The sequence below is a fragment of the Burkholderia sp. EMB26 genome, from assembly GCF_024730645.1.
Classification (GTDB): Bacteria; Pseudomonadota; Gammaproteobacteria; order Burkholderiales; family Burkholderiaceae; genus Burkholderia; species Burkholderia cenocepacia.
The window spans coordinates 1,487,223-1,503,527 of the sequence record NZ_CP078070.1 but is presented as its reverse complement, the minus strand read 5'-3'; the positions used below and the strand labels follow the sequence as shown (position 1 = coordinate 1,503,527).

Annotated in this window: 15 protein-coding genes; 7 read left to right on the top strand and 8 right to left on the bottom strand. The window is 69.4% G+C overall.

From position 1 onward, the window contains the following. Positions 1 to 195: 195 nt before the first annotated feature. Together KU887_RS07180 and KU887_RS07175 are read right to left on the bottom strand one after the other, a co-directional pair. Complete coding sequence (locus tag KU887_RS07180) at positions 196 to 531, bottom strand: hypothetical protein (protein WP_012492516.1); 336 nt, start codon at positions 529 to 531, stop codon at positions 196 to 198. A 275-nt stretch (positions 532 to 806) separates the two neighbouring features. After that, the gene (locus tag KU887_RS07175) at positions 807 to 1,553 is read right to left on the bottom strand and encodes a MipA/OmpV family protein (RefSeq protein ID WP_069351984.1); all 747 of its coding nucleotides are present in this window, start codon (positions 1,551 to 1,553) and stop codon (positions 807 to 809) included. Positions 1,554 to 1,795: 242 nt separating this feature from the next. Here KU887_RS07175 and KU887_RS07170 point away from each other — a divergent pair, with 242 nt between their 5' ends. Then, entirely contained in the window at positions 1,796 to 2,521 is a 726-nt protein-coding gene (locus tag KU887_RS07170; protein ID WP_006490542.1) for a response regulator, read from the top strand. Beyond that, the gene (locus KU887_RS07165; protein WP_258255372.1) at positions 2,522 to 3,907 is read left to right on the top strand and encodes an ATP-binding protein; all 1,386 of its coding nucleotides are present in this window, start codon (positions 2,522 to 2,524) and stop codon (positions 3,905 to 3,907) included. 46 nt (positions 3,908 to 3,953) lie between these two features. On the opposite strand, the gene KU887_RS07160 is transcribed toward KU887_RS07165, so the two are convergent. The 6 genes from KU887_RS07160 to KU887_RS07135 form a co-directional block, all read right to left on the bottom strand. Then, complete coding sequence (locus KU887_RS07160) at positions 3,954 to 4,994, bottom strand: iron ABC transporter permease (protein ID WP_060211653.1); 1,041 nt, start codon at positions 4,992 to 4,994, stop codon at positions 3,954 to 3,956. Then, complete coding sequence (locus KU887_RS07155; RefSeq protein ID WP_006497573.1) at positions 4,991 to 5,971, bottom strand: ABC transporter substrate-binding protein; 981 nt, start codon at positions 5,969 to 5,971, stop codon at positions 4,991 to 4,993. The genes KU887_RS07160 and KU887_RS07155 overlap by 4 nt, the downstream gene beginning before the upstream one ends. A gap of 5 nt (positions 5,972 to 5,976) precedes the next feature. Beyond that, on the bottom strand, positions 5,977 to 6,762 hold the full coding sequence (locus KU887_RS07150) for an ABC transporter ATP-binding protein (protein ID WP_060211652.1): 786 nt from the start codon (positions 6,760 to 6,762) through the stop codon (positions 5,977 to 5,979). A gap of 11 nt (positions 6,763 to 6,773) precedes the next feature. Continuing rightward, positions 6,774 to 8,864: a TonB-dependent siderophore receptor gene (locus KU887_RS07145; RefSeq protein ID WP_043205802.1), complete on the bottom strand. Its 2,091-nt coding sequence runs from the start codon at positions 8,862 to 8,864 to the stop codon at positions 6,774 to 6,776. A gap of 258 nt (positions 8,865 to 9,122) precedes the next feature. Next, the gene (locus tag KU887_RS07140; protein WP_060211650.1) at positions 9,123 to 10,031 is read right to left on the bottom strand and encodes a transporter; all 909 of its coding nucleotides are present in this window, start codon (positions 10,029 to 10,031) and stop codon (positions 9,123 to 9,125) included. Between the two features lie 161 nt (positions 10,032 to 10,192). After that, on the bottom strand, positions 10,193 to 11,116 hold the full coding sequence (locus KU887_RS07135; RefSeq protein ID WP_006490514.1) for a LysR family transcriptional regulator: 924 nt from the start codon (positions 11,114 to 11,116) through the stop codon (positions 10,193 to 10,195). Positions 11,117 to 11,235: 119 nt separating this feature from the next. Between KU887_RS07135 and KU887_RS07130 the strand changes: the two genes are divergently transcribed. Genes KU887_RS07130 through KU887_RS07110 form a run of 5 tightly spaced genes read left to right on the top strand, consistent with a single transcriptional unit; the run spans position 11,236 to position 16,282 of the window. Continuing rightward, positions 11,236 to 12,117 carry an intradiol ring-cleavage dioxygenase gene (locus KU887_RS07130; RefSeq protein WP_006490560.1) on the top strand — a complete coding sequence of 294 codons (882 nt, stop codon included), beginning with the start codon at positions 11,236 to 11,238 and terminating at the stop codon, positions 12,115 to 12,117. Then, entirely contained in the window at positions 12,114 to 12,416 is a 303-nt protein-coding gene (locus KU887_RS07125) for a Dabb family protein (protein WP_006492128.1), read from the top strand. The genes KU887_RS07130 and KU887_RS07125 overlap by 4 nt, the downstream gene beginning before the upstream one ends. A 7-nt stretch (positions 12,417 to 12,423) precedes the next feature. Next, positions 12,424 to 13,491, top strand: a complete 1,068-nt coding sequence (locus tag KU887_RS07120) for a maleylacetate reductase (protein ID WP_258255371.1) — start codon at positions 12,424 to 12,426, stop codon at positions 13,489 to 13,491. A 36-nt stretch (positions 13,492 to 13,527) separates the two neighbouring features. Continuing rightward, on the top strand, positions 13,528 to 15,201 hold the full coding sequence (locus tag KU887_RS07115; RefSeq protein WP_230878160.1) for a bifunctional 3-(3-hydroxy-phenyl)propionate/3-hydroxycinnamic acid hydroxylase: 1,674 nt from the start codon (positions 13,528 to 13,530) through the stop codon (positions 15,199 to 15,201). A gap of 13 nt (positions 15,202 to 15,214) precedes the next feature. Then, positions 15,215 to 16,282 (top strand): alpha/beta hydrolase, encoded by a 1,068-nt coding sequence (locus KU887_RS07110; protein ID WP_258255370.1) that lies wholly within the window; start codon positions 15,215 to 15,217, stop codon positions 16,280 to 16,282. Positions 16,283 to 16,305 lie beyond the last annotated feature (23 nt).

Genomic DNA, 16,305 nt, shown 5'->3' with positions numbered 1-16,305 from the left:
CACGCGTCGTGCGAGCCCCGGTCGACGACGGTATCGAGGCGCCTGACCGCCGCGGACACCCATGCCGCTACCCGCGGCGATGAATCGCGACGCGTGCGGCCGACCGATCGGCCGCGCGCGACGTGCATGCCGGCGATAGCCGCACTCGCAAAAGCGACATCGGCCGCAACCGATTTTCGTCGGCGGCTGAATCCGTCACCCTCGCCGCACCCAGATCACTTTCCCGTCGCGAATGCCGAGATTGCGACGCTCCTCCCGGTAATCCATCGTGCCCGGCAACGACTTGCCGTCGCGCTCGAGCACGCGCCACAGGCAGCCGTCGAGCAGCGCGGTCGCATCGGCTTCGGTCTTGCCGACCAGCGCATCGTCGGGCGCGGCATCCGCCTTGCATACCTGCGCGGCGCCCGGCTGCAAAGGGGCCCTGGCCGCGCCGCCGGCGGTGGCGTTGGGGTGTTTCGTGTCCATGTCCGCACATCCTGCAAAGGTTGCGCTCGCAACGAGTGCAACGAGCATCGCGATCGTGTTCTTCATCGGTTTCTCCCTGTCGCGGCCCGGCGGCCCCTGTGCGGCATTCGTGCACGACCGGGCGTCGCATGCGTGATCGGTTCCGCACGCCGCCGGCCGTTTCCTGACGAAGCCGGCCGGCGAATGGCGGTCTTTCGCGACCCGGCCGAGCCGCCTCGGCGCACCTGCGTCGCAGGCCCGGCCTGACGCCGAACCCGCCCGCATGTTACCGCACGCGGTTCGCGGCGACGGCGCGACGCCGAGGGTTCGTGTGCGCGCGCTGCGCACACCGGGCCATCCGCTCAGAACTTGTACGTCACGCCCGCGATGCCGTAATAGTTGTTGCGCGACTGGACGATCGGGCTGTCGCCCGCGCGACCGAGCAGCCGCGTCACGCCGCCGGTCGCGAGCACCGACCAGTGCCGCGACAGCGACCAGGTCCACGCGACCGCCATCGCGGCGCTGTCGATTCCGCCGCTCACCGAATACGGCCGGAACCGGCTCGTCATCGACTGTGCGTCGGTCACGCCGTAGAAAGTCTGCATGTAGCGTCCCGAGCCCGCGTGCACGGTGCCCGTCACGACGATCTCGTGCTGCGACGTCTTGAGCACCGGTACCGCGAGATCCACGTGCCCCGACACACCGCGCGACGTGTGCGTGACGGGCGTATCGATCGTGACGCTCAGCTCCGCCGCATCGAAAAGCGTCACCCCGGCACGCACGCCGACGAGCACCGAGCCCGGAATCCGGCCCATCCCCTTCAGGTAGTCGGAGCCCGGCAGGTCGAAGCGGTTCTCGTCCGCGCGGCCCGCGTCGTAGCTCACCGCCGCCGACACGAACGCCCCGTGCGGCAGGTTCAGCCGATAACCGGCGCCCTCCGTGCTGTCGATGAAGAAGCCGTTGCCGAACGTGGCGGAAAACGACGGCGCAACGACGCCGCGATACTGGTTGCTGCCCGGGTAGCGCGGTGCGAACCCGCCGCCAAGCGACAACGAATACTGGTTTTCCGCGTGAGCGGCGGCGGCGAGGGTCAGGCCGGCGAGCGGCATGCAATAGCGGTAGCGGCGAAGTAATGGGCGCACAATATTGAGATAAGAGTGACGAAGCCCGCAGTCTAGGTGCCGCCCCGCGCCGAGACTGTCCTGAATGTGCGGCGAATCTGTGCTCAATTGTGTTCGATTGTTCGAGATTGTCGCCCCGCTGCCCCGGCCGCCGGTCCGCCGGATAGAATTCGCGTGCCGCGCCGCGCATCGGCCTGCGTGTGAGCTGGCGCGTGCATCCTGAGGAGACCATGAACGAAGTTCCGCTCAAATACCGTGTGCTGCTGATCGAGGACGACGATCGCCTCGCGCAGCTCGTCCGCGAATACCTCGACGGCTATGAATTCGCGGTGACGGTCGTGCGGCGCGGCGACCTCGCCGTCGCGGCGGTGCGCGAGCATCAGCCGGCCCTCGTGATACTCGACCTGATGCTGCCGAATCTCGACGGCATGGAAGTCTGCCGCCGCATCCGCGCGTTCACCAACGTCCCCGTGCTGATCCTGACCGCGCGTGCAGACGTGTACGACCAGGTCGCCGGGCTCGAGACGGGCGCCGACGACTACGTGACGAAGCCGATCGAGCCGCGCGTGCTGGTCGCCCGTGCCCGCGCGCTGTTGCGTCGCGCGCAGCCGGCCGCGGCGGACACGCCCGCAGTCGCGCCCGACGCGCTGGTATTCGGTGAACTCACGATCTCGCCGCCGAACCGCACCGTCACGTGGCGCGGCGAGCCGGTCGAGTTGAAGACCGCCGAATTCAACCTGCTGCTGATCCTCGCGCGCGCGGCCGGCACCGTGCTGAGCCGCGACGACATCCTGAAGCAGTTGCGCGGGATCGAATTCGACGGGCTCGACCGCTCGGTCGATTCCGGCATCTCGAAGCTGCGCCGCCGCTTCGAGGATGCGTCGTCGGAGCCGCACAAGATCAAGACGATCTGGGGTCGCGGCTACCTGTTCAGCCCTTCTGCGTGGGACGAATAAATGCTGCGCCCGTTGCTCCGGTTGTACCTCGTCGTGATCCTGTTCGTCGGCGCGTCGATCATCTTCATCCAGTTGTCGTTCGACCGGATCTTCTACGAGCGCGGCGCGCAGGCGCAGCGCGACTCGCTGACGACCTACTCGTTCGTGCTGAACGATTACCTCGAACGCCATCCGGGCGCGCAGCGCGAGCTCGCCTTGCGCGAATTGGCGCTGCACGGCCGCGAAGGATTCGGCTTCATGTCGATGGCCGACGCGCGTGCGCAGCTGAGCGGCGCGCCGCTGCGCGATCTCGATGCCGGCAAAATCGCGATCAGCTACAACGGCAAGGATTACTACATGCCGCTCGCGGACGGCTCGGTGCTGCATGCGCGCCCGATCGAGGCGCCGGACCTCGACATCCGCATCTATGCGTACATGCTGCTCGCGCTCGCGACGCTGTTCGCGGTGGTGCTGTGGATTCACTATCACTGGCGCGACATTCGCCGGCTGCAGGACGCCGCGCGCGCATTCGGCGCCGGTACGCTGTCGACGCGCGTGAAGCTGTCGGGAAAATCGAACATCTACGAGCTGTCGCAGCAGTTCAACGACATGGCCGCTCGCATCGAGGCATCGATCAAGCAGCAGCGTGAAATGATGCACGGCATCTCGCATGAACTGAAAACGCCGCTCGCCCGGCTCGAATTCGGCCTCGCGCTGCTCGCCGATCCCGACGAAACGGGCCGGATGCGCGAGCGTCGCGACGCGCTGCGGCGCGACGTGCGCGAACTCGACGAGCTCGTCACCGAGTTGCTGACGATCGGCCGGCTCGAACAGGGGGCGAGCGAACTCGCGCCGATGGAAGTCGTCGTCGACGCGCTGATCGACAGCGTCGCCGGCAACGTCGCGGACGACATCGCCGATCGCGGCATCGCGCTCGACGTGTCGACGCTCGACGCACCCGCGACCCACGTCTGCGACCCGAAGCTCGTCGCCCGCGCCCTGCTGAACCTGATCCGCAACGGCGCCCGCTATGCGTCGCGCAAGGTATTGCTGGCCGCCACCCGCGACCGGTCCGGCGCCCTCGTGCTGAGCGTCGACGACGACGGCCCCGGCATTCCGGCCGCCGAACGCGCCCGCGTGTTCGAGCCGTTCCAGCGGCTGGACTCGAGCCGCGACCGGCAGACCGGCGGCTTCGGGCTCGGGCTCGCGATCGTACGGCGCGTCGCGCAGGTACACGGCGGCGACGTGCGGCTCGAGGATTCGCCGCTCGGCGGCGCGCGCTTCGTGATCACGCTCCCCGCGCGTGCGCTGCCGGACAGTCTCTTCGACGTCGCGCAGCACGTGGAAAGCACGCATGTCGATGCGCGCCGCCGCGGCGGCACGGGCACGGTCGTCCCGCTGCGATGAAACAGGCGGCGGGCGTCCACCCGCCGCTGCCTGCCCGCCCCTTCGCTCAGCGCCGGCGCAACAGCGCGACGAAGAACAGGCTGCCGAACAGTGCGGTCACGATGCCGATCGGCAGATCCTCCGGCGCCGCGAGCGTGCGCGCGGCGACATCGGCCCACACGAGCAGGATCGCGCCGGCCAGCGCGGCGACCGGCAGCAGCCGGCCGTGCTCGGCCCCGACGACGCGACGGCACAGATGCGGCGTCACGAGCCCGACGAAGCCGATCGCGCCGCTCACCGCGACCATCGCGCCCGTCGCGAACGACGCGACGACGAACACCTCGCGCCGCATCCGCGCGCTCGGCACGCCGAGCGACGCGGCGGCGACATCGCCCGACATCAGCGCATTCAGTTCGCGTCGACGCGCATAGAGCGCGCCGCCGGCGAGCACCGCGCACACGGCCGGCACCGGCAGCAGATCCCAGCGCGCGAGCCCGACGCCGCCGAGCATCCAGAACAGCACCGACGACGCGGCGCGCTGGTCGCCGAGATACAGCAGCAGATTGCCGAACGCGGCCATCATGAACGACACCGACACGCCCGCGAGCAGCAGCCGGTCCGATTCGAGCCGGCCGCCGCGGTAAGCGAGCGCGACCACGCAGCCGGTCGCCGCGAGCGCACCCGCGAACGCGGCGACCGACAGCGTGAACGGGCCGAACGCCGCGCCGGCCACCACCGTGACCGCGATCGCGCCGAGCATCGCGCCCGCGCTCACGCCGAGCAGGTGCGGATCGGCCAGGCGGTTCGCGGTCGCCGCCTGCAACGCGACGCCGACCGTCGCCAGCGTCGCGCCGACGAGCGCCGCCAGCAGCGCACGCGGCATCCGGATCAGCCATACGATGCTGTCGTCGCCCGATACCGCCGCGAACGCGTCGGCACCACCGAACGCCGACGCGGCGTGCGCGGCGACGATTCGTACGGCATCCGGCATCGCAATCGACGCCGGACCGAACGCGGCCGACACGACGATCGACACGCCCAGCAGCACGGCCAGCATCGGCAGCACCACGCGCATGCGGGGCCGCGCCACCTGCCCGCGCACGCTCATCGTGCCGCGCCGGCGAATGCGGCCGGATACAGTGCGCGGGCGAGCGTCTCGACGGCCGCGACGTTCTCGGGGCCCGGCGTCGCCGCATCGTACGGAATCACGACGAAGCGCCGGTCGCGAATCGCGGCCACGCGCGCGAGCGCCGGCTGGCTCGACAGGAACTGCTGCTTCTGCGCGGCCGTGACCGCCGAATAGTCGACGATCACGATCACCTGCGGATCGCGCGCGACCACGCTTTCCCAACTCACCTGCGTCCAGCTGCGCGGCAGGTCGTCCATCACGTTGCGCGCGCCCGCCGCCGTGAGCAGCGCGGTCGGCATCGCGAGCCCGCCTGCCGTCATCGGCTTGTCGGTGCCGCTGTCGTACACGAACACGCGCAGCGGCGCCGGGCGCCCGATCGCGCGCGACACCGCCGCAAGCCGCGCGCGCATTCCGGCGACGACCTGCGCGGCGCGCGCATCGACGCCGAAGATACGGCCGAGATTGTTCAGGTCGCGGAACACGTCGTCGAACGACGCGGCCGACTGCTTCATCACGTGCGAACACGATTCGGTCAGTTCGTACGTGCGAATGCCGAACGGCGCGAGCGTCGCGGGCGTGACCGGCCCGCCGACGTGCATTCCGTAGTTCCAGCCCGCGAGATAGAAGTCGGCGCGCGCGGCGGCCAGCACTTCCAGCGACGGATACTGGCTCGCCAGTTCGGGCACGCCCCGCAACGCGTCACGCACGCGCGCGGTGCCCGTCTTCCAGCCGCCGATGCCCGTATAGCCGACGAGTCGATCCTTCAGGCCGAGCACGAGCATCATCTCGGTCAGGTTCACGTCGTTGCTCACCGCGCGCGTCGGCGCACGCTCGAACGTCACGTCGCGATCGCAACTGCGCACGGTCACGGGATAGGCACCCGCATGACCGGCCGCGCAGCCGAGCACGGCAGCGGCAACCAGCCGGCGGGAGATGGAGGACAAGGCAGCAAGCATGGCGGTCATTCCGGATGAAGCGGCGTGATGCGCGGCCGGCCCGTGACGGGGTGGCGATCGACGAGCGCGGCAACGCCGAACACGTCGCGCAGCAGCGCTTCGGTCAGCACGTCGTCCGGCGCGCCGGACGCGACGACGCGGCCATGCGCGAGCACATGGAGCCGGTCGCAATACGCGGCCGCGAGATTGAGGTCATGAATCGTCGCGAGCGTCGCGATGCCGAGGCGGCGCACGCGCGCGAGCAGTTCGAGCTGATGACGCAGGTCGAGATGGTTGGTCGGTTCGTCGAGCAACAGCAGTTCGGGCTGCTGCGCGAGCGCGCGGGCCAGCAGCGCGCGCTGCTTCTCGCCGCCCGACAGCGACGCGAAACGTTGCGCGCGACGCTCGACGAGACCGACATCGTGCAGCGCGGCGTCGACGATCCGGCGATCGTCGGCCGACTCCGCATCGAACGGCCGCTTGTGCGGCGTGCGGCCCATGCCGACCAGTTCGTCGACCGTCAGCCCGAAATCGTCCGGCGTTTCCTGCAGCAGCACCGCGATGCGCTGCGCGACCGCACGCGGCCGCATGCGCCACACGTCCTGCGTGTCGAGCGCGACGCGGCCGGCGTCGGGCCGCGCGTAGCGGAACACGCAGCGCAGCAGGCTCGTCTTGCCGCTGCCGTTCGGGCCGACCAGCCCGACGAACTCGCCGTCGGCGACCGTCAGCGTCACCGCATCGAGGACGTCGGGCGCGCCGCCGGGCGACCAGCGCACGCGTTCGATGTCGAGCATGTGGGTCATGGAGCGCATGTCGTGCCGCTTCAGAAGCGCATCGTCGCGACGAGCTCCGCCGAGCGCGACGGGCCGAGCAGCCATTGCTCGCCGCCGTTCGACGTCGTCACCGCGTACGTGCGGTTCGCGAGATTGCGCAGATACAGCGCGAGTTCGGTGCGCGACGTCGGCTGCCAGCGCAGCGACGCATCGAACACCGTATACGACGGCACCTGCACGCGATTCGCGTCGTCGCCGTAGGTCGCGCCGACGTAACGCACGCCCGCGTTCGCTTGCCAGCGCTCGGCGAACGCCCAGCCGACCCACAGGTTCGCGGTCTGCTGCGGCACGCCGGACGGCACGTTGCCGGCCCGCGACACCGTCGCGCCGCCGACCGTCTGGTTGAATGCGTCGTAGCGCGCACGCAGCAGCGCGACGTTCGCATCGATCGTCCAGCCGTGCGGCAACCGCGCGCCGCCGGTCAGCTCGACGCCGCGCGACGACTGCCGGCCGACCTGCTGGCGCAGCGCCGGATTGAACGGGTCGGTGCTGAGCAGGTTGCGCTTCGTGATGTCGTACACCGCGACCGTCCAGTACGCGCGACCGTCGAGCAGCGTCTGCTTGAGCCCGGCTTCCCACTGTGCGCCGGTCGCAAGCCGGTCGTTCATCTGCGACGCGGACAGCGTCACGAGCGAGCCGACGCCCTCCGCGCCCGTCGTGTACTGCGCATACGCGCTGAACGTCGGCGCGATGTCGAACACGAAACCGGTGCGCCAGCCGATGTTCGCGAACCGCTTGTCGAAGCCCGCGCCGGTCGCCGCCTGCTCGCGGCTGAACGCGATGTGGTCGTAGCGCAGGCCGCTCACCCACGCGAGCCGCGGCAGCACCTCGAGCCGGTTCTCCGCGAATACCGCGGCCTGCCGCGCGCGCGTGCTGAACTGCGGCACGGTCGGGTCGGGGCTCGTGAAGACGCCGGGATCGAAGCCGTGCACGGGTACCGTCGTTTCGCCGCCGTACGGCGAATTGTTGGTACCGCTGAACGTGGTCTGGCTGAATTCCGTGCCGACGACGAAACGGTTCGCCCGGCCGAACAGCATCCCGTCGAAGCGTGCGCTGAGCCGGTCGCCGATCTGCCGCTGGTGGTGACCGATGTCGAGATAGTCGCCGCGCGTGACGCGCGCGGTCGCCGGGTCGAGCACGTACGATTCGGCGTTGCGCCAGTGGCGGTTGGACGTCAGATAGTAAAGCTGGTTGTCGATCGTCACGCCGGCCGTGGGCCGGTAGCTGGCCGACAGGCGCGTCCATTGGTCGTAGTAGGAAATCGTCGCGTCGCCGACCGTGTAGTTCAGCTTGCGCAGCGACGGATCGAGCACGCCGTTCGGCGCGGGCACGCCATAGTACGTCGCCGGCATCTGGCGCCCGTAGTCGTAGTCGAGCGTCAGCGTAAGCCGCGGGCTCACGTCGAATGTCAGCGCGCCGCCGATCGCCGTCGTATGCGTATCGGCCCGCTCGGCGAGACCGTTCGCGCGCGCATCGCTCGCGTAAAAGCGGTACGACAGCCGCGGGCCGAGCGCGCCCGTCGTATCGAACGCGAAGCGCTTCGCGCCGTCGGGACCGACGCCGACCTGCAGCGTCGTCTCGCGCGTGCGCTGCGGCCGCTTCGGCACCACGTTCACGACCCCGCCGATCGCCCCTTCGCCGTACAGCACCGATGCCGGGCCGCGCAGCACCTCGATGCGCGCGACCGACCACGTGTCGAACGGAAACGTGATCGTGCCGGCCGCCGGCATCAGCCGCACGCCGTCGAGCAGCGTCATCACCGACTCCTGTCCGCTGAAGCCGCGCACGCTCAGCGCGGTGCCGCCGGTGCCCGGCGCGATCGCACTCGCAAAGCCGGCCGTGCGCGTGACCGCGTCGAGCACCGTGCGATCGCCGCGCGCCTCGATCGTATCGGCCGTGACGGTTTCGACGCTCGCGGGCGTGTCGAGGCTCGCGAGCCCGAGCCGCGAGCCCGTTTCGAGCGGTTGCGTCAGCGGGTCGGCCGACGCGGACGATGCGGTGACGTTGATCGCCGGCAGCGCGTGCCGGTCGTCCTGCGCCGAGGCGGCGGCTTCGGCGGCCAGCGCGCCGGTGGTGGCCATCGCGCAGCCCAGCAAGGTCGTGCAACTGCGTGCCGCGCGTGCGCGCCAGGCGCCCGTGTTCCGGCGCGGCGCGGCATGGCGCCGCTCCCCGCGCGCCGGGGTATGTCCGGTTCTCGTCACGTCGTATCGATCTTCGTTGGTGTCGTCGCACGCGGCCGGCCCGGCAACCCGGCCGGCCGGCGACGAAAACGTCAGATGATACAATATATCAACTTGATCCGTCAGGGTTTCGACAGCCTGGGTTCCCTCCCCGCGCGTCTACAGCGGGAAACTGAACTGCACCCACAGCTTGTCGCCCTGCGGCCGGTTGCGCACCGCGAACTCGTGCTGGTACTTCACGACCACGCCCGACGCCGGCCCCCACATGACGCGCAACTGCGGACCGATCGCGACCGTTTGCCCGCGAAAGCCGTCCGCGCCGACCTTCACGCCGTCCTGCGTATCGTCCGTGAACTGCTTCAGGAACGTGCCCTGCACGCCGACCTGCACGCGCCGGTCGAGCGAATAGCCGATCAGATAGTCGAGCACGGCGAGCGCGCCCGAGTGATAGCGCGTCGCGTGGTTCGGCGAATTCAGCTCCAGCAGCGTGGTCGTCGAAATCTCCCAGTCGCGGCCCGGAAACCACGTCGTGCTGAGATACGGCAGGAACGCATAGGTGTTCAGCCCCGGGTTCGCGATCCGGTTCACCGCATACGCGCCGGTCGGCACCGCGAACGACGGCGAGAAAAAGGCGAAGAACGTCTGCGACGCATTCGCGTAGTCGATCATGAACGGCTCGAGGATCACGTCGCCCAGCGACGTGCGGTTGCCGGTGCCGCCCGGCGTCGACAGATGCAGGCGCACGATCGGCACGATCGCGCTGCTCGACAACGAGAACGGCCCGAGCGTCGCGCCCCAGGTGTGGACGACTCGCGGCGTCTCGGCGACCACGCTCAGGTGAAATCCCGGCACCGCGCCGCCGCCGTCCGGTCCGACAAAGCGGTTCGCCGTGTAGTAAAGCGAATAGTTGAAGTACTGCGTGTGGCCGGGCGGCGGCAGCAGACCGTTCAGCACCGTGTTGACGCCGAACGGATAGCTGATCTGCCCGCTCTCGGCAGCCGACGCCGGAACGTGCACGGCTCCAGCGATCAGGAGTGCAAACGGCACCCGTCGCAATGCGTATTTCATGTCGTCTCCAGACCGATTGTTATCGTGTAATCGCGAGCCGGACACCGCCGGCCCGGGGAGACGCAATGTAAAACGCACGACAGCGGCGAAAAAGACGACGATCGGGAGAACAGTTCTCCGTCACACGGAGAAATGCGCGACGGCGCGGCGCCCGCGGGTACTCAGCGGCCGACTTCCTTCCATTTGCGCGCGAGTCCGAGTCGTTCGAAACGCTCGATCAGGAACTCGGTGAAGACGCGGATCTTCGCCGGCTGGTGTCGGCGGCTCTGGTACGCGATATTGACGGTGAGCGCGGGCAGTTGCCAGTCGGTCAGCACCGGCACCAGCTTCCCGGCGACGATATCGTCGTGAATGATGTAAAGCGGCTGGATCAGGATGCCGAGCCCGGCGAGCGCCGCCGCGCGGATCACCTGCCCTTCGTTCGCATCGAGCACGCTCTTGATCGTGACCGACTGCTTCTTCGCACCATGGCGGAAATGCAGCACGTACGGATCGTTCGCGAGGTTGTAGACGAGCAGCCGGTGATCGCCCAGCGCATCGGGCGTCGCCGGCGCGCCGTGCTTCGCCAGATACCCGGGCGACGCGGCCAGCACGCGCCGTGTCTCGGCGAGCTTGCGCACGGTGATGCCCGAATCCGCTTCGTGTTCGCGCGTGCGGATCGCCACGTCGATGCCGGCCTCGATGAAATCCGGGTAACGGTTCGCCGCGACGATCTGCACGTTCAGGTTCGGGTAGCGCCGGTGAAATTCGGGCAGCGCGGGCGCGATGTAGATCGACGCGAACGACACCGATGCGGTCACGCGCAGCGTACCGGCCGGAATGACGCTCGCTTCGTTGACGGCCGCGTCCGCTTCCGACAGCTCGTTGAGGATCGCGACACAACGCCGGTGGTACTCGTGCCCGGCGTCGGTCAGCCACAGCCGGCGCGTGGTCCGCTCGACGAGCCGCGCGCCCAGCCGCTCTTCCAGCGCGTTCAGGCAGCGGCTCGCCGCCGCGCTCGACATGCCGAGCCGCTCAGCGGCCTTCGACAGGCTGCCGAGCTCCGCCACCTGTACGAAAAACTCGATTTGCGTCCACTTGTCCATGCGTTCGATTCTTCCACCTGGCGGAGAACAAAACTCCTCCAAACCCACTTTTTTACGATTCGGGGAGGAATTAATGTTACGTCAACGCGCCATCGAACGACATCAGGAGACAAACCCCAATGCGCAATCTCAACGAAGACACCATCACGCAGGCCGTGATCGCGTCGCTCTCCGGCTGTCGCGACGAGCGGCTGCGCACGGTGATGACGAGCCTCGTCCAGCACCTGCATTCGTTCGCCCGCGAAACGAAGCTCACCGAGGCCGAGTGGCAGGCCGCGATCGGCTTCCTGACGGCCGTCGGCCGCATCACCGACGACAAGCGCCAGGAGTTCATCCTGCTGTCCGACGTGCTCGGGCTGTCGACGCTCGTGACCGCGCAGAACCATGCAAAGCCGGCCGGCTGCACGGAGGCGACCGTGTTCGGGCCGTTCTACGTCGACGGCAGCCCCGAATTCGGGATGTTCGACGACATCGCGAACGGCGCATGCGGCGAGCCGTGCTTCGTGTCGGGCCAGGTACGCGGCATCGACGGCACGCCGGTCGCGCATGCGTCGCTGGAAGTGTGGCAAGCCGACGAGGACGGCCACTACGACGTGCAGTTGCCTGGCGACGACGGGTCGGTCACGCATCGCGCGCGCGGCCGGCTGCGCAGCGGCGCCGACGGCCGCTATGCGTTCCGCTCGATCCTCGCCGAGCCGTATCCGATTCCGCACGACGGCCCCGTCGGCGCGATGCTCGATGCGCTCGGCCGCCATCCGTGGCGCCCCGCCCACCTGCATTTCATGATCGAAGCGCGCGGCTACGAAACGCTGATCACGCACGTGTTCCGCGACGGCGACCGCTATCTCGACTCCGATGCGGTGTTCGGCGTGCGTTCGACGCTGGTCGCCGACTGGGTCCGGCATGCGCCCGGCATCGCGCCCGACGGCTCGCGCATGGACACGCCGTTCTACACGCTCGACTACGACTTCGTGCTGAATCGCGCGGAGCGTGCCGCATGATCCGGCACGTCGTGATGTGGAAGGTTGCCGGCGCAACCGACCACGAACGCAGCGTCGCGCGCACCACCGTGAAGACGGCCTTCGAAAGCTTGCGCGGCCGGATTCCGGGCATGACGCACCTCGAGATCGGCGCGGATTTCAGCGCGGCCGATTACGCATGCGACCTGATCCTCGTCGCCGAATTCGAGTCGCGCGAAGCGCTCGACGGCTATGCGACGCATCCCGAACACGCCCGCGTGCGCGACGCGCTGACCGGACTGCGCATCGCGCGCCACCAGGTCGACTACGCAACGGAGTAACGAGCACATGGACTTCCTCTACCAGGCGCGCGCCGCCCGCGTGATCTTCGGCGCGGGCAGCCTCGCGCATCTCGAACGCGAAGTGCCGGCACTCGGCGCGCAGCGCGCGATCGTGCTGTGCACGCTGGAGCAGCGCGACCTCGCCGAGCACATCGTCGAGCGGCTCGGTGCGCGCGCCGCCGGGCTGTACGACCGCGCGACGATGCACGTGCCGATCGAGATCGCCCGCGATGCGCAGGCGTTCGCCCGCTCCCGCGACGCCGATTGCGCGGTCGCGATCGGCGGCGGCTCGACGATCGGCCTCGGCAAGGCCATCGCGCTCGAAAGCGGCCTGCCGATCCTCGCGATCCCGACGACCTACGCCGGCAGCGAAATGACGCCGATCTACGGTCTCACCGAAGGCGGCGTGAAGCGTACGGGCAACGACGCGCGCGTGCTGCCGAAGACGGTGATCTACGATCCCGCGCTCACGGTCACGCTGCCGGTCGAACTGTCGGTGACGAGCGGCCTCAACGCGATCGCGCATGCGGCGGAAGGGCTCTACGCGAACAACGCGAATCCGGTCATGAGCCTCGTGGCCGAGGAAGGCATTCGCGCGCTGGCGCGCGGCCTGCCCGGCGTGCGCCGCGACCCGGCCGATCTCGACGCGCGCGGCCAGGCGCTCTACGGCGCGTGGCTGTGCGGGATGGTGCTCGGCAACGTCGGCATGGCGCTGCACCACAAGCTCTGCCATACGCTCGGCGGCAGCTTCGATCTGCCGCACGCACCGACCCACACGGTCGTGCTGCCGCATGCGCTCGCATACAACGCGGCGCACGCGCCGGACGCGATGCAGCGGATCGCCCGCGCGATCGGCACGGACGACGCCGCGCGCGGCCTCTACGCGCTGGCACGCGACAACGGCGCGCCGATCTCATTGAAGGCGATCGGCATGCGGGAAGCCGACCTCGACCGCGCCGCCGACCTCGCGGCCGCGAATCCGTACTGGAACCCGCGCCCGATCGAACGCGACGGCCTGCGCGCGCTGCTGCAGGATGCGTTCGACGGCAACCTGCCCGGCTCGACGCTACGCTGAGCGCGAACACACGACAAACCAACAAACGAAACCGTCATGGAGACAACCCGCATGCATACCGAATCGAGCGCGCACGGCGAGCGCACCGTCGAACCCTGTGACGTCGCGATCGTCGGCTACGGCCCGACCGGCCTCGTCGCCGCATCGATGCTCGGCCGCGCCGGCCATCGCGTGATCGTCCTCGAACGCTGGCCGACGCCGTACGGCCTGCCGCGCCTCACGCACATCGACGGCGAAACCGCGCGGATCGTGCAGGCCAGCGCCGACGTCGATCACGCGCTGCGCAACGCGAAGGCGGTCGACACCTACCACTACCGCGACGCGAACGGCGACCTGCTGCTCGAACTGAACTGGACCGGCCGCGCGTGCGGCTATCCCGCGCACATCTCGATCTACCAGCCCGATATCGAGGATGCGATCGATGCACGCGCGAGCACGTTCCGCAACGTGACGATCCTGCGCGGCTGGGAAGTCGACACGCTGCAACAGGACGACGACGGCGTGACGCTCACCGCGCATCCGTGGCGCGGCGGCCAGGACGCGCAATGGACCGGCCAGCCGCGCACGATCCGCGCACGCTACCTGATCGGCGCGGACGGCGCGAACAGCTTCGTGCGCCGCACGCTCGGCATCGAGCGGTCCGATTTCGGCTACAACGAGCGCTGGCTCAATCTCGACTCGGAGAACAAGCGCGATCTCGGCGATGGCTGCGCGCGCACGACGATCTACTGCGACCCGGCCCGCGCGTACATGCACATGCCGATCGGCACGAAGCGCACGCGTTTCGAGCTGCGCGTGCTGCCGAACGAATCGACGGCCGACTGGGAAACCGAAGCGGCCGGCTGGAAGTGGCTCGACGATCACTACGGTTACGGACCGGACGACCTGACGCTGCTGCGCCACGTCGTCTACACGTTCGAAACGCGCATGGCCGAACGCTGGCGCGCCGGCCGCGTGCTGCTCGCCGGCGACGCCGCGCACACGATGATGCCGTACATGGGACAAGGCGCGTGCTCCGGCATGCGCGACGGCATCAACCTCGCATGGAAGCTGGATCTCGTGCTGACCGGGCGCGCGCATGCCGATCTGCTCGACACCTACGAAGCCGAGCGCCGCCCGCACGTGAGCGCGATCACGCAGATGTCGCTGTTCCTCGGGCAGATCGTCAACGAGGACGATCCGCGCAAGGTCGCCGAGCGCGACGCGGCGTTCCGCTCCGGTGCCATGCCGCCGATGCCGCCGTTCCCGAAGCTCGAGCACGGCATCGTGCACGCCGAAGCCGACGGTACGCTGCTGCCGACGACCGGCGCGCCGGCGCCGCAAGGGCGCGTCCGCCGCGGCGCGGCCGAAGGCCGCTTCGACGACGTGGTCGGCCAGGGTTTTCAGCTCGTCACGCGCGAGCACCCCGCCCGCCATCTCGACGACGCGCAGCGCGCGTTCCTCGCGCAACTCGGTTGCCACGTTGCCGTGCTGGCCGATGACGTCTGCGCGCCGGATGCGGTGATCGACGTCGACGGCGAACAGCACGCGTTCCTGCAGGCGCACGGCATCGCCGCGTACATCAAGCGGCCCGATTTCATCGTGTTCGGTTCGGTGGCCGACCTGCGCGGCCTCGGCGCACTCGTCGACGCCCTGCGCGACACGCTGCACTGGTCGCCCCGTTCCACCACGCCGGCCGCGGTGTCGGCCCCAACCGCCCACGTTTCGTGAAGGAGACGCACGCATGACGACCGAACTGTCACCGTTCGCGCTGTCGCTGCAACGCGCGATGCCCGTCACGCGCCTGCTCGATTGCGGAATGGACTACGCGGACGCCGTGGCGCTGCACGCACGCACGTCGGCCGGCGAACCATGGGACGTCGCGGCCGAAGCGCTGGCGGACGCGCAGCTCGCGCGCGCCACCCAGGCGGCGGACGCCGGCCACCTCGTCACGGCCGCCGACGCGCAGGCAATGGCCATCGCCGCCCTGTTGTTCGCGCAGATGGCGTTCAACCACGACGTGCCGCGCAAGCGCGCGCTGTATGCGCGGCTCGTCGACGCGTCGTACGGCCTCGCGCGCTGGTCCGACAAACGGATCGAACGCGTCGAAGTGCCGTTCGGCGATGCGCGCCTGATCGGCTGGCTGGTTCATCCGCCGACGGAGCCCATCCGCGGCACCGTGATCGTGTTCGGCGGCCAGAGCGGCTGGGGCTTCGCGTACTGGCCGATCGCCCGCGCGCTCGCCGCGCGCGGCGTCGCGACGCTGCTTGCCGAAGGGCCCGGCCAGGGCGAGACGCGGCTCGAACAGCGGGTCTTCGTCGACGTCGACTCGCGCGCCGCGTACCGACGCTTCGTCGATCACGTCGCCGGGCGCGTGCCCGGGCCGATCGGTATCTGGGGCAACAGCATCGGCGGGTTGTGGGCGGCGTCGACCGCCGCATCCGACGCACGGATCGCGGCCTGTTGCGTAAACGGCGCGCTCGCGGCACCCACGCTGCTGCCGTTCCGCACGTTCGTCGAACAGGCGGCGGCGATGCTCGGCAACGACGATCCCGAGGCGGTGTCGGCGAACTTCGCGCGCATGCGTTTTTCGTCCGAACGCGACCGCATCGCATGCCCGCTGCTGGTGCTGCATGGCGGCGCGGACCCGCTGATCCGGCTCGACGATCAGCAGCCGTTTCTCGATGCGGCGACGTCCGGCGACGCGACGCTCAGGGTCTGGCCGGACGGCGAGCATACGATCTACAACCACGCATCCGAGCGCACCGCGTTCGCGTGCGACTGGTTCGTCGAGCGGCTCGCGCGGGCGTGACGACATGCGGCGGCGGACCGGGC